This is a genomic window from Methylobacterium iners (genome assembly GCF_022179305.1).
In the GTDB taxonomy this organism is placed as follows: domain Bacteria; phylum Pseudomonadota; class Alphaproteobacteria; order Rhizobiales; family Beijerinckiaceae; genus Methylobacterium; species Methylobacterium iners.
Map to the genome: position 1 here is coordinate 1 of NZ_BPQP01000077.1, position 12,876 is coordinate 12,876.

Genomic DNA, 12,876 nt, shown 5'->3' on the forward strand with positions numbered 1-12,876 from the left:
CCGAGAATTCACGAACGAGCGGAGTGGAAACGGCGCTCGTTCGTGAATTCTCGGCGATACCGATGCTGCAGTCGGTCACGGCGACGAATACGCAAGGGTCGAGCCTCATCACCTTGGAATTCGCCCTGGCCCGGGACGTCGACCAGGCTGCTGCTGACGTGCAGGCTGCCCTGAGCCGGGCACAGCGACACCTGCCGACTGACATGCTCCTGGCGCCCACCTATCGGAAGTTCAATCCGGCCGATGCCCCGGTTGTCCTCATCGCCCTGTCGAGCCGTCAGCTCTCGCTCGCGAAACTCGACACGTTCGCGCGTGGCGTTCTCGCGCCTGCGCTCTCGGCGATCCCCGGAGTCGGCCAGGTCGTTCTGCATGGGGGACAAAAGTACGCCGTGCGAATCCGGATTGATCCGCAAATCCTGAGTGCGAGAGGGCTCGGCCTCGATGGCATTGAGCAGGCGATCCGCTTGGCAAACGCACAGACGCCCGTCGGAACGCTCGCCGACGCGGAACGGCGGGCAGGCTTCCGCGTGCCGACACAGCTCGAGGACGCGACCGCCTTCAAGAACCTCATCATCGTCACCTCGGGGGGGCGCCCGCTCCGGCTCGGCGATGTCGCGTCCGTCGTCGATTCGGTTGAAGACGATCAGACCGGTAGCTGGTTCGATGGCGACAAGGCCCTTATCCTCGCCGTTCACCGAGACTCGGCGTCGAATGCGGTCGCGGTCACCGACCACGTTCGGGCGATGCTGCCGCGATTTCGCCATGAGCTCGGATCCGAGGCGTTTCTGACCGCCGTCAACGACCAATCGATCGCAATCCGTGAGGGGGTCACGGATGTCCTGCTGACGCTCGCAGCAACAAGCCTCCTTGTCGTTTTCGTTATCTTTCTTTTCACGGGCCGGCTCGGAATCACCCTCGTTGCCAGCATCACGGTTCCGCTTTCCATCGCCGGCACCTTCGTCGTGATGCAAGGCTTAGGCTTCTCTCTCAACACCATCACACTGCTCGCGCTCACCCTTTCCGTCGGTCTTGTGGTGGATGATGCAATCGTGATGCTGGAAGGCTTCCAGCATCATCGCGACGCCGGCCTAAGTCCTTTGGAGGCGGCGATGCGCGGGGCGCGAGAGATGGGGTTCACCATCATCTCGGTCACCGTGTCGTTGATCGCGGCGTTCATACCCGTCCTCTTCATGGGCGGGCTCGTCGGGCGCATTTTCCATGAGTTCGCCGTCACCGTCTGCGTCGCCCTCGCGGTCTCTGCCTTCGTCTCCCTGACTCTTACGCCGGCCCTTGCCGGACGACTGCCGGCGGGAGCCGCCGCGGGCAGGCGATTTCTGCAGCATGTTTTCGAACAGACGCTCAGTGCCTATCGCGTCTCGCTCGACTGGTGCCTGCGGTTCAAGCCGCTGGTTATCCTCCTCTTGATCGCCACGGTCGTCGCAACCGCGGTGCTCGCCAGGGCGATCCCGAAAGGCTTCTTTCCGCGGGAGGATCTCGGTCTCCTGACCGTCACGACGGAGGCTCGACAGGATGTGTCCTTCGAGGCCATGGCCGAGCTTCAGGGTCGCGTGGACCTCGTGCTGCGCCAATCGCCCCATGTGGCGCATGTCGTGTCCAGCATTGGCGGTTCCGGTACGATCACGACCGGCACGAACCAGGGTCGGGCCTTCGTCGAACTGAGGCCCAAGCATGAGCGCGCGGGTCTCGACATGGTCCTCGCAGATCTACGCCGGACTCTCGACGGCATATCGGGCATCTCGAGCGTGGTGACGCCGCACCAGAACATGCGCGGAGGCCGTCAGGGGCGGAGCCAGTACCAGTTTGCCGTACAAGGTCCGGATCTCGACGAGATTGATCGGTGGTCGTCGCGGCTGGCCGACGCTATGGGGCGAGATCCGGCCTTCGTCGGCGTCGTGACCGACCTTCGGAACACGGCGCCGCAGGTCACGCTGCGGGTGGACCGCGACAAGGCTAGACTTCTGGGTGTCGGTGCGGACCAACTGCGCTCGACCCTCAACCTCGGTTTCAGTCCGCGCCAGGTCGCCACGATCCAGCGTCCCTCCGACATCTACCCGGTCATCGTCGAATACGCCCGATCGAAGACGGGACAATCCGTCGACCTCGATTCCATCAAAATTCGTTCGGCGAGCGGCGCGCTCGTACCCCTCTCGACCTTCGCTAATGTGGAGCGGACGACCGGACTCTTGTCCGTGAACCAGATCGGGCTGTTTCCCGCGGTCACCGTCTCGTTCGATCTAGCCGCGGGCGTTTCCCTGGGCGAGGCTGTGAAGCGGATCGAAGTGATCAAGACCAATGAAGGCCTGCCGCCTTCGGTCAACGCGACCTTTACCGGAACCGCGCGAACGTTTCAGGAGAGTGCCAAGACGCAAGGCCTGCTCGTGCTGGGGGCCGTGCTGGCTGTCTATGTCATCCTGGGAATGCTCTATGAGAGCTTTGCTCATCCACTGACAATCCTAGCGGGCCTTCCAGCGGCCGGCCTCGGGGCAATTCTGGCCTTGTCCTATGCTGGAATGAGCTTGGATCTCACGGGCATCATCGGTATTCTGCTACTTGTCGGGGTGGTCAAGAAGAACGCCATCATGGTCATCGACGTTGCTTTGACGCGGCTACGCGATGGGGTTCCACCCGCCGAAGCAGTTCGCGAGGCGGCACTGCGACGCTTCCGCCCCATCGTGATGACCAGTCTCGTCGCCATCGCGGGAGCCCTACCTCTGGCGTTCGGATACGGCGCGAGCCCCGAAATGCGCCAGCCACTCGGCGTCTCGGTCTTGGGCGGTCTGATTGTCTCGCAAGTGCTGACCCTCTACGTCACCCCAGTCCTATTTCTGTACGTTCACGAAGCTGCGACACGCACATCTTTGATATTCAGCCGCTACAGGCTCGGCTCTTCTGCTAGATTACGAATATAAGTGAGTTATTATACGTGTAACAGCTGATAGTAATTTCTGTTTTATGATCATCTTTGTCTAAGTAATGGAGTAAATGGACGAGTACCTTTGAAAGTCAGATACAAAAATATTTAAGAAACTAGATGAGTAGAATTAGACAATATTGTAATGCTTGAACGCCTTCTCAGGGTCGGAAGCGGAAATCAAGGGCCGGGCCGCTTGAGTTCAGATTCGAGAACTCACGTGCACGGCGAGTGCGACGGCAAGTCCCAGTGCTAGGCGTCGAACGATGACATCAGCTTGAAAGCTGCCAGGGTCGGCGTAAGCTCTCCTGCGATAGTGGGAGGCACACATGCTTGTCTTCGCAATCCTCTTTGCCGCTCTTGCCCTTCTCGGCTCGCTCGTGGGGCTTGGTCTCGTTGGTCAGCCGATGGGTCAGCACGCCATCACGGGTTACGGCTGGAGCCTCGTGATCAACGGGCTCGCGCTCTCGGCCTTCTTTCTGTTTCTCAAGCGCGAGCGGGCCAAACAGCGCTTGTAGGGCGTCTGCGCACGACAACTGAATGGCTTGGACGATCTTGACGGTGCAACGTTTGGCGCCTGGCAGTATGTCGTTCAGCAGGAAAGTCGAAGCTTACTAGGGTCTGTCGTCACCTGAGGTGATCCAGCGTGGCTGCGAGACAGAGGATGCCGCTGAAGCTGGCTGCGGTTTTCTCGTCATGCGTGGCAACCGCCCGCCACTCCTTCAGCCGCGCCCAGAGTCGCTCGACGATGTTGCGGTTGGCGTAGATCCATTCGAGGCAGCGCACTGGAGCCTGGTTACGCTTGGACGGGATGGCAGGTTTTGCTCCGGCTTCAGCGATCTGCTGCCGGAAGCGATGGCTGGCGTAGGCGCGATCCGCCACGACCCATTGGGGAACGCCCGGAAGCCGTTCGAGCAAGGGCAGTGCGTGTGGCAGTTCATGGGCCTGTCCCGGTGCGACCCGGAAGGCGATCGCGCGTCTTGCGCCGTCGGCGATCACGAAAGCCTTAGTCCCATAGCCGCCACGCGATCGGCCAACAGCTTCACGATCGTCTTGGCTTTAGCTGCAGATCCCCCCTTTTGGCGGCTCTAGCCGCCTTCTGATGCGCACGCATGTTGGTGCCGTCGAGGAACACCATGCCCAATTGAACGCCGCACTCCTGCACGAGGCCGAGCAGTCGTTCCCACACCCCGCTGCGCGACTATCGGATGAAGATCTGCGCGGCCCGCCACCACGGCCCCAGCACCTGCGGGATTGCGCGCCACTTGGCGCCGTTCTGATGCCGCCACAGGATCGCCGAGAGCGTGCGCCGCAGGTCCAGCGGCGGGGTCTTCGCCTTCGGCCGACAAGCCTCAACCAGTGGCCCCAGAAAAGCCCATTGCGCGTCGCTCTGCATCGTCCCTCCTCAGATAGGACGGGCAAACGCATGCTATGCCAGATGGTTCAGGCGACGACAGACCCTAGGCGCTCAAGCGCTGCTGAACGATGTCGATTTTTAAGACAAACGCTCGCGCCCAGCTTGATTTTCTATACAATTCGGCAGATTGCCGCCTCAGTTCCCACGAGCGAGGCGCTTCATGTCAGATGACGTAGCAGCTCAATTCGTCGATCAGACCAACCAGATCAACCCCGTCGTCGAGCTCACGGCCGAGATCGTCTGTGCGTTCGTGGCCAACAACTCAGTGCCGACCGCGGGTTTGGCAGACCTCCTCCAGTCCGTGCACCAGGCGCTCCTTGGCCTCGGCCAGTCGACCGCTGCAGTTCAGGAAGAGGTGACCAAGGCCACGCCTGCGCAAATCAGGAAGTCGGTCACTGACGAGGGGCTCATCAGCTTCGAGGATAGCAAAACCTACAAGACGCTCAAGCGCCACCTCGCAGGGCGCGGGCTGACGCCTGAGAGCTATCGGGCCAAGCACGGCCTTCCCGCGGATTACCCGATGACGTCGGCCGCCTACTCGGCACAGCGGTCTGCTCTTGCGCACAGCCTCGGCCTTGGACAGCAGCGTCGGAGGATGGAACCAAAGACAGTCGAGGTTGCCGAGACTGTTGAGGAAGCGCCTAGGTCTCCTCGCGGACGGGCGACCTCTGCATCACCGTCGAAGGCTGCCGTGAAGGGACGCGGCAAGAAAGCCGAGGCGGCAGCCGACGAGGGAGGGCAGCGAAGCTGATTAAGCCGATGGGCTGTATGAGCAGCCGTGCCTAAACGCTCGGCCTACGCCAGGATGCGGAGCTGATCAGTCGATAGCCGACCTACGCAAGACAATAGAGTGGGATCAGGGCAAGGTTGCTTGCTGAGTTGATGGCCGGCGCATGGTGACTCGCGTGACGATGCCGGTTGAACCTGGGGAGGTGTAGGTCAACTCGTCCCCCGTCAGCGAGAATGTGCGGCGCTGCTCCATGCCGTTCCAGTTCGGAAAGCTACTACGCTCGATATGGAGGACAAGGACCTTGTCCGCCTGATCGACGGTGTACGTGCCAAAATGAGCAATGACTCCCTGCCCGATAGCGCGGCTCTCATGTGGAGTTTGAAGCGTGCGATCGTTGGAAGCAATCTTCGGCAGGCCGCTACGCATGAAGACTAGTGCGTAGCGGCCGTCGCTACCGAAAACCAGCGTGCCACTAGGGTTGCTGCCGAATGTGTCGACCCTGGTGCTACCATACTGGGCGATGGACGAGACCAACGTCCATGTTCCTATAAGGTCCTTGGCTGTCTGCGCAGTCGCATTGGACGATGCGAGACAAACGAGGGCAACCGACACAGCGACAGTTGGCGCGAGGGAACGGCTCATGGTGCTCCTCCGAGATGCCTCGCTGGATGGTATGGCATTAGGATTGCAATTAGAAATTTGTCCCAAAATAGTACTCAGTTACAATCATAGTTCTTTCCCAGCATGCTTTCCGCGCTGAGAGTGAGCGAGTAGGTATCAATGCTTGCAGCCGGCTTAGCTTCCGATACAGGCGGCTTGATGAGCATTGTAATCGTGAACGCAATTGCGGCGAGTGTGAATGCCGCTCCAAACGCCGTGACTACGCGCATGTGAGCCTCCACTGCTGAGTAGCGTCGCAATCATTGAGTGTGGCAACGCGAATCGCAACATATACTGAGTCGACGCTAATCGCAAGGTTTTTATACCAGGAATATATGGTACATAGCTCGCTCCGACTTCGGTTTTGCGTGTTTGTATTGTTCCCGTCTGATCGACTTCGGGTCTGCTTCCGCAGCAAGTGCTGCTGCAAGTCGCTGACGCCACTCATCGCCATCCCACCGACTGTGTGCAGTCCCAGGGCCTCATTGTTCCACTAGGGCTTGTCCCTGTGGAACGATTCAGACGGTTGCCTACCCCATTCCAGGTGGATGTCTCAGCGTTTAGGAATGCTCAATTCCCTAGAGCCTCGAAATTATCGGGCCATTTAAAATTCACCTTGCGCCTCTGACCAAGTATCCCTTGGGCCTCTTCTGCCACGGCAAGCAGGCCTTCGTTGATGCCACATTGATTGGTTCATCAGGAGCAGCACTGGACAGCCCACCAGGTGTCATCGAACATCTGCAACCAGGCGTCGAGCGAGCTTCAGCTCATAGCGCGAAACCCGCACAGGTTAAACTTCCGCAATAAGTAGAAAGCGGACTTTCACTTTATACTATAAGATGAGTGTTATTTCACTTGCGATTTCGCTTATCCTCTCTGAATTTGCTTTCTTGATGTTCACAGCTCTATTCTGTATTAGCGTCGCATTTGACGACATTTTCGGCAAGGTCCAAAACGAAGCCAAGCGTGGTCTCGTTTTTTAGTCGTATATTGTTGCGACTCTCGCTGCGCTTCGCTTAGCCGAAATCCGTCGCTCAGAAATCCAAAACGCGAGTGGTGAACATAGGTTGAAGCGACGAAAGGCTACGGGCTTGATGCTATACTATATTAGCGGGAGGTAAGTACTCGTTTGTCGCGACGCTGAGGCGCCATCGACCCCGTTGTGCGGTCACCCAGCAAACTCTGAATATCATGAATCAGCACAGACTGCCTATAAGGTTGTGCAATAAAGCTTACGCCTAAGGGAAGGCTGTTTGTATCCGGACACATGTCCGCTGAAGTCATGAGGATTTTGATGGCCGGCGAGAGCTTTTGTACCGAGCGGACAAATGAGATGTCGTCGTTCGATACCGGCATGCTGCAACCCATAAACACGACTTGGATATCAGAGAAGAAACAGAGTGAACCTAGAGCTTCGTGCACATCCCGAGCCTCTATAACTCGGAAATTAGCGCTTTGTAGGATTACCACCGCGATTGTACGAGTGTGAGCATTATTCTCGACCACGAGGATCAATCCAGAGGATTTTTGTCTCAATCGCATCACCACCCCCTCTGTTGCGTCAGCAAAGATCTTTCAATCCTCATGTTAAAATTACTAAGAAGCTGTCTGATGATCTAGATCAAACAGTACATATCAGTCAACATTATTATCTGTATATTATCTTATACATGCATGCCTGATAGACAGGTCCACTTGATTTTGCTCGTATTCACTGACGCACAACAAGGTTATTTGCTTTGTACTCTTCAAACTAGGCGCAGGTACTTGCTTCTAAAAACCATTTATTTAGCGTAATCATGACGGAGCCGATTAGATGCGACTGTTCTGCGGCGTAAGGCGGTAAGAAGAAGGATTATGCCGCAACATGCAGCATTTGCAGTGAAAACTGCGGCCATCCTCCAATCTCCTAAGGAGAGTATTGAATAGGCAACTGTTGACATATTTGAGAGGGCGAACACCCCCCAAGCAATGTAAGAAATTCCCGAAGCTCCACCAGCGTCCTTGGCTATGGCTACCATCTGGGAAACATACGCAATGATCCGCAAGCTATTGCAGAGGCCAAACACCGCAAGCGCAACTTCTCCAAGAGACATTTGCCTATTACCGTGCTTCAACAAGTTTCTGAGATGATATGTGACAGTGTCGCGGGTCGATCCTACTGTATATATCTAGAAATTTGTAGTGTTCGCCACTTGAGCAAGCTACACGAGCATCAATCAAGTGCGTCATGCACATTTTAAATTTGTGTTTCGTGCTGTTTGCTGTCCGACCAAGATTTTCTAATAGCCGAGGCTCAGCAAAACGAACCATCCTAATCCGATGGTGAGAGCTTTGGTCATGGAGACGATCCCTGCCTGGTTGCGGACGGGAGAATCAGGTCCGGTGTCGATAATTACAGACCCTCGACGCCTTGTCGATAAAAAAAGGTCCAATCACGGTCCAAAACCATGCCGCGGCCTCGACGAGGGTTTCGGTATGTCTGCTTCGCGACGGTCTTGCGCGTGCAATGGATGATGGAACTAGGTACTTATTGTCATGACAAAGCAACGATGGCGTCATTATCCAGCCGCAAAGGACCATCACTCGTGTATGATGGTGTTGTAGTTAATGCACTGAAACAGAAACGCCAGAATTGACGTTAATAATTGTGCACTGCTCAAGATTGTTAAATGCACACAAATTTATATCTTATCGTTTTGGTCGGAGTAATTTAACAATCGCGAGGAGGGAAGATCCGCACAAGCCTCAAACTGCGCTTATTGACCTACTATGCTGCTCAGACTTCATGGAGCTTTATCAGCCGTTCAGCTTTAGCCGGTAGCTGTACATATCTCCGCGGAAAAGGCCTTCGACGTATTCGATCATCAATGAGCCTTGGGCATACGTGTGCCGCTTGATTAGGAGGCATGGCACGGGCTCATCGAAAGCAAAGAGTTCACACTCTTGCTGCGTTGGCGTTGTAGCTTCAATCGTCTGATCGCAGCTGACCGGTCGGGCACCGCAATGTTCCGCCAGAAAGGCGTAGACAGAGCCGGACAGGTCGCCGGCTTCGAGCGCAGGTGCGAGAGCTAGATTGTACCAAGCCACCTCTCGTGACATCGGAACTTCATCGCCGTAGCGTACGCGGGTCAGCTTTAGAAGCCGGGCTGTCGATGGTAGCCCAAAAATGGATGAAATTGATCGGTCTTGAACAATCTCGCGTTCTAGTATCCGCGAGGATGGGATCTTGCCGAGTTCGCGCATTTCTTCGGTGAAGCCTTTCAGCCGATCCATGCCTGGATGAATCTGATGCTCGCGGCCGCGCACGACGAACCCCTTGCGACCCTGCGCGGTGAGAAGTTGACGCTGGCGTGTTGCTGCATAGGCCCGCTGGATGGTGACGCGGCTTACCCCCAGACTCTCGGCGAGCTGGCGCTCGGCGGGAAGGACTGTCCCAGGTGGCAGAGTTCCCGTCTCGATCAGGGAGCAAATTTGCTCCTCGAGCTGCTGATACATTGGCATGGCTGTGTCGTCCCTGAGTCGAAGGTACGACAGGAGCGAGGGTCGCTCATGGGGTTGCTGTGAAGCCGTCGGCGTTGGCGCCTGGTGGCGAGACGTTGTTAGAAGTCTCAGGGAAGGCTTGGCCACTGCGAGCTTTTCTTTGCCGAGGGACGGGACATGGAACGCGTGCGGATCTTCGTGGTCGGAAGCTTTGTCGTCGCCTGCACCGTCATCGTACCACGTCTGCCTCGTGCGGGTGAATCGCTGAGCGCCGCCGCCTTCCTCGTGGAACCGGGCGGCAAGGGCTTCAACCTTGCTGTTGCAGCGCACCGTCTCGGCGTGGGAGTGGACGGCATCTTCGCGATTGGTGCCGACCCATTCTCGGAGTTAGCGGTCTCCGCCTTCCAACGCTCCGGCTTACCGCTCAGCATGATCCGTCGATACGACGCGAAGACGGGCGCAGGAATTGGTTTTACCGACGAAACCGGAGAGAATTGCCTCGCGGTCCATATGGGTGCGAACGCTCTATTATCCTCATCGGATGTCGAGCATGTTGCCACATCGATCGCTGCATCAAGCCTCGTGATGGCGCCCTTCGAGGCCCCTGATGCAGCAATCCTTGCCGCCTTCACGATCGCCCGGCAAGCGGGGAGGGCAACACTTCTCAATCCGTCGCCCTACAGAGTCCTCGGTCCGCACATCCTGAGTTTAACATCAATCCTTGTCGTAAACCGCGTTGAAGCCGAGCAGATCGGAGCGGAAATCGCTGCCGTGGATGACGGGGAGACCATGCTCGTCAACTATCGTGACTGGGCAAACCGCCTAATGGATCAAGGCCCTCACACTATAATCGTGACCTTAGGCCGTGATGGGGCGGTTGCCTTCCGGCGGGAGCATGACGCTTGCTATCAACCGGCGCTCCCTGTGCAAACGGTCGATAGCATAGGTGCTGGCGATGCGTTTGCAGCAGGTCTGGCGACCGCAATGGTCGAACAACGAGCCTTCAGGGAATGTTTATTGCGCGCCTCTGCGTGCGGCGCCATCGCGACCACAAGGTTTGGAGCATTCGATGCGTTTCCTTCAGCCTCAGAACTAGATCATTTTCTTAGCGCGACAAGAGACGATATTGGTTTTAGCTGTCCGCAGTATCGTTCCTAATAAATAGGACGACCGGACCTCGAGCAAAGCTCAATTCGAAGACTAGGTGTGATCAGCATTCAAAAAGGGACCTACTCGCTCCCCTTTGGTTCAAAGCCTTGGCACGCCGATCGTCACCCAAACCGCACTCTGGATCACGGTTTAGACTTCCGGCTGTGATGATCCATGCCCTTCCAGTGCCATGACGGAGGACCTGAAAAGCCCCTCCGAGTCTGCCACCTTAAAACAGACCGACCAGGGATATGCCGAGGACGAGCATGATCATGAGGCTCGCTAGAACCGTACCCTGAGTGTCAGTGATGGGAGGCTCGTGAACCCAATCAAACACGGTCATGACGGCACCGGGGAGGAGAGGGCAAACTACGTAGTACTAGATCCATAATGACGGCCATTGGCAAGCCGATTGATTGCTCCTTAACCTCTCATCCGATGCCGAGCGTGCCTCCGAAATTGTAATGCGGCCATGAGCAACGTGAGCAAACGCATCCATGGGCGTCGGAACTGCTCAGATACAGTCGCAGCAGTCATCTCTCCTGAGACCTCAAGCGATGGCCCAAGCCAACGTGAGGATAGCTCCGATGAAGACGCCGTAGGTGATCGCCACCGCGGCGACCTCGCGGTGCTGTTGAAGAACGGTGCGGGGGGCGAGCAACATGGTCGTGACCGACAGGAGGGCGGAGATCTCACAAAGACTGACGAGCGTGTCTTTTTCCATCCGCACGAACCACGGAACGAGCATGAAATGCCTGTTGTGTCCTGCTGGACGCAGGATGGTTCCGCCTATGTCCTACTAAGAATGATGATGGCTGGGTTGGAGGCCCGGGCTCGGAGTTGAACCGAGCGTACGGAGCTTTGCAGGCTCCCGGCTGAGCACTCACCCGCCGGGCCGAGATCAGGAGAGCACGCCCTGATTAAGCCTCGAGCGACAGGATGACCGCACCAGCTCCGTGCGCTCAATCCTACAGGTGGATTACCAATCCAATGACCGAAGCTGCGATCATCCCGGCCCAGAACACCATCGCGATGAGGCCGAGGCTCACGATTCCGAAGCGAGCCGCCTTTCGGCACGACAGCCCGCCGCGCACCTGACGATCCACTGTTCCGTTCTGCACCATCGCGACCCGCCTCCGCTCGTCTGAGGCAGTAAGGCGCAAGAGCAGGGCCGGCGGTAACGTTCCATTAAGGGAGCGCCCGCGGACTGCTGGCTAAGACAGATCGAGGGCCGTGGCCGGGGCCGAACCAAGCCTTTGAAGCTGCGGTCGCTGTCGCAGGCTCTGCTCTCTCAGCGTTGACCTATTGGTCTAACAAGGGCCCCACGAACCGCAAGCTTGGATGGATCAGAGCGATGCTTGTGAGGCTGCTCGTCGCCACTGCCGGAGTGGGCATGGTGGCCGCCGCGGTGCTCTCGCCGGACCTTAAGCCGCTGGTGGAAGCCCTGCGCCCGTGGCTGCCCTGAACCAATCCGCATATGCCGGGTTGATCCGACACCTCATCCTGAGATCCACCTTCAGCCCCGCCGGCACGAGCCGCGCGAGGGCTTTTCGTGCTCTATGCCGGGTAGCTCCCGAGGAGCTCGCAAATGAGCGCAATGCGTACCCCGTCCCCCAAATCGGTCTCTTCGCGAATCGGGGTGTGCTGCACCGTAAGGACTTCCAGCAGATCCATTTGGTCGGCGCCCTGCGCAATCTCGACATGATCTCCTCGAGCGGGGATTTGCTCAAACCCGTACCGACCTCGATGCGCCGCCGGTTCCAGAGCGTCGCCCTGCTTTTCGAGAACCAGCGCCCAGATCATCTTAATCGCTCCCATCTCAGCCCGCTCGGCACTGACACGGAGGAATGCTTCCGTTCAATGGCCTCCGCAGCCCATGCCCCCTACTAAAGTTCAATGTCGGACGTGAGTCGTCATCTGCGACTACTTAGGGGCCATCAAACGTTAGCCGATCTGCGCTGGGGAGCCACGGGTGTCACAGCGCTTCTATTTCGATCTTGAGAAGGGTCTTCAGACCATTCGAGATTACAAGGGCGTGGATGCCCGCGACCGCTATGAGGCGATCAACGAAGCCACAGCGGTGCTCGAAAAGATGCGCAAGATTGGTGTGCTACCTAGGAATGAGGAAGGCTGGCTCCTGTCTATCAAGGACACCAGCAGGGTCACGCTGATCAGGCTGCCGGTAATGCCGTGCGTACTAGCAACAGCGTGATGTTTAAGCCCGCCGGCTCAGGCCGCGGCGGGCTTTTTGCCGGATGGTGCGGCAGGGCATCCATCCTCTAAGCACCCTGCCATCCCGGCATCTGGAGCTAAGGGTCGACGCCCTCGACGATCACGACATCGACGGTCGCCGCACCCTCCCGCCGGCGCGCCACCTCGGCGTAGGCCGGCGAATGCCAGCAGGCGCGAGCCGTCTCGTAGGTGTCGAAGGGGCATTGTCACGGGAAGCAGTGACGGCCTGTGCTGCGGCGGGTTAGGGCAGGCGCCATGCAGCCGATCAGCTAC

General features: G+C 57.7%; 12 protein-coding genes, 1 tRNA gene and 2 pseudogenes. 5 read left to right on the forward strand and 10 right to left on the reverse strand.

Features of this window, described 5'->3' with window-relative positions; all coding sequences use genetic code 11:
• Positions 1–23 precede the first annotated feature (23 nt).
• The gene (locus MFF55_RS21585) at positions 24–2,930 is read left to right on the forward strand and encodes an efflux RND transporter permease subunit (RefSeq protein WP_238246175.1); all 2,907 of its coding nucleotides are present in this window, start codon (positions 24–26) and stop codon (positions 2,928–2,930) included.
• Between the two features lie 331 nt (positions 2,931–3,261).
• On the forward strand, positions 3,262–3,450 hold the full coding sequence (locus MFF55_RS21590) for a hypothetical protein (protein WP_238246176.1): 189 nt from the start codon (positions 3,262–3,264) through the stop codon (positions 3,448–3,450).
• A 109-nt stretch (positions 3,451–3,559) separates the two neighbouring features.
• Here MFF55_RS21590 and MFF55_RS21595 read toward each other — a convergent pair.
• Positions 3,560–4,328 (reverse strand): annotated as a pseudogene (locus MFF55_RS21595) (IS5 family transposase).
• Between the two features lie 181 nt (positions 4,329–4,509).
• Between MFF55_RS21595 and MFF55_RS21600 the strand changes: the two are divergent.
• Positions 4,510–5,100, forward strand: coding sequence for a Ros/MucR family transcriptional regulator (locus MFF55_RS21600; protein ID WP_238246177.1), 591 nt, complete (start codon positions 4,510–4,512; stop codon positions 5,098–5,100).
• A gap of 105 nt (positions 5,101–5,205) precedes the next feature.
• Here MFF55_RS21600 and MFF55_RS21605 read toward each other — a convergent pair whose 3' ends face one another.
• The 4 genes from MFF55_RS21605 to MFF55_RS21615 form a co-directional block, all read right to left on the reverse strand.
• Complete coding sequence (locus tag MFF55_RS21605) at positions 5,206–5,721, reverse strand: lipocalin-like domain-containing protein (protein ID WP_238246178.1); 516 nt, start codon at positions 5,719–5,721, stop codon at positions 5,206–5,208.
• 74 nt (positions 5,722–5,795) lie between these two features.
• A complete protein-coding gene (locus MFF55_RS21610; protein WP_238246179.1) occupies positions 5,796–5,969 on the reverse strand; it encodes a hypothetical protein in 174 nt (57 codons plus the stop codon).
• A gap of 877 nt (positions 5,970–6,846) precedes the next feature.
• Positions 6,847–7,281: a response regulator gene (locus MFF55_RS27230; RefSeq protein ID WP_373874850.1), complete on the reverse strand. Its 435-nt coding sequence runs from the start codon at positions 7,279–7,281 to the stop codon at positions 6,847–6,849.
• Positions 7,282–8,538: 1,257 nt separating this feature from the next.
• Entirely contained in the window at positions 8,539–9,237 is a 699-nt protein-coding gene (locus MFF55_RS21615) for a GntR family transcriptional regulator (protein ID WP_238246180.1), read from the reverse strand.
• 162 nt (positions 9,238–9,399) lie between these two features.
• On the opposite strand from MFF55_RS21615, the gene MFF55_RS21620 reads away from it, so the two are divergent.
• A complete protein-coding gene (locus tag MFF55_RS21620) occupies positions 9,400–10,380 on the forward strand; it encodes a ribokinase (protein ID WP_238246181.1) in 981 nt (326 codons plus the stop codon).
• A gap of 541 nt (positions 10,381–10,921) precedes the next feature.
• Here the strand turns inward: MFF55_RS21620 and MFF55_RS21625 are convergent.
• The 4 genes from MFF55_RS21625 to MFF55_RS21640 form a co-directional block, all read right to left on the reverse strand.
• Positions 10,922–11,119, reverse strand: coding sequence for a hypothetical protein (locus MFF55_RS21625; RefSeq protein WP_238246182.1), 198 nt, complete (start codon positions 11,117–11,119; stop codon positions 10,922–10,924).
• 73 nt (positions 11,120–11,192) lie between these two features.
• Positions 11,193–11,268: transfer RNA gene (locus tag MFF55_RS21630), tRNA-Cys, on the reverse strand.
• A gap of 71 nt (positions 11,269–11,339) precedes the next feature.
• Positions 11,340–11,495 carry a hypothetical protein gene (locus MFF55_RS21635; RefSeq protein WP_238246183.1) on the reverse strand — a complete coding sequence of 52 codons (156 nt, stop codon included), beginning with the start codon at positions 11,493–11,495 and terminating at the stop codon, positions 11,340–11,342.
• Between the two features lie 433 nt (positions 11,496–11,928).
• Positions 11,929–12,174 carry a hypothetical protein gene (locus MFF55_RS21640; RefSeq protein ID WP_238246184.1) on the reverse strand — a complete coding sequence of 82 codons (246 nt, stop codon included), beginning with the start codon at positions 12,172–12,174 and terminating at the stop codon, positions 11,929–11,931.
• 169 nt (positions 12,175–12,343) lie between these two features.
• Between MFF55_RS21640 and MFF55_RS21645 the strand changes: the two genes are divergently transcribed.
• A complete protein-coding gene (locus MFF55_RS21645; RefSeq protein WP_238246185.1) occupies positions 12,344–12,583 on the forward strand; it encodes a DUF6894 family protein in 240 nt (79 codons plus the stop codon).
• 97 nt (positions 12,584–12,680) lie between these two features.
• Here the strand turns inward: MFF55_RS21645 and MFF55_RS27235 are convergent.
• A pseudogene (locus tag MFF55_RS27235) lies at positions 12,681–12,791 on the reverse strand (DUF1330 domain-containing protein); the annotation flags it as partial.
• Positions 12,792–12,876 lie beyond the last annotated feature (85 nt).

Bases quoted from the DNA above. Each gene is read 5' to 3' on its own strand.
- MFF55_RS21590 (WP_238246176.1), top strand. From the start codon at position 3,262: ATGCTTGTCTTCGCAATCCTCTTTGCCGCTCTTGCCCTTCTCGGCTCG.
- MFF55_RS21600 (WP_238246177.1), top strand. From the start codon at position 4,510: ATGTCAGATGACGTAGCAGCTCAATTCGTCGATCAGACCAACCAGATC.
- MFF55_RS21605 (WP_238246178.1), bottom strand. From the start codon at position 5,721: ATGAGCCGTTCCCTCGCGCCAACTGTCGCTGTGTCGGTTGCCCTCGTT.
- MFF55_RS21610 (WP_238246179.1), bottom strand. From the start codon at position 5,969: ATGCGCGTAGTCACGGCGTTTGGAGCGGCATTCACACTCGCCGCAATT.
- MFF55_RS27230 (WP_373874850.1), bottom strand. From the start codon at position 7,281: ATGCGATTGAGACAAAAATCCTCTGGATTGATCCTCGTGGTCGAGAAT.
- MFF55_RS21615 (WP_238246180.1), bottom strand. From the start codon at position 9,237: ATGTATCAGCAGCTCGAGGAGCAAATTTGCTCCCTGATCGAGACGGGA.
- MFF55_RS21620 (WP_238246181.1), top strand. From the start codon at position 9,400: ATGGAACGCGTGCGGATCTTCGTGGTCGGAAGCTTTGTCGTCGCCTGC.
- MFF55_RS21625 (WP_238246182.1), bottom strand. From the start codon at position 11,119: ATGCTCGTTCCGTGGTTCGTGCGGATGGAAAAAGACACGCTCGTCAGT.
- MFF55_RS21635 (WP_238246183.1), bottom strand. From the start codon at position 11,495: ATGGTGCAGAACGGAACAGTGGATCGTCAGGTGCGCGGCGGGCTGTCG.
- MFF55_RS21640 (WP_238246184.1), bottom strand. From the start codon at position 12,174: ATGATCTGGGCGCTGGTTCTCGAAAAGCAGGGCGACGCTCTGGAACCG.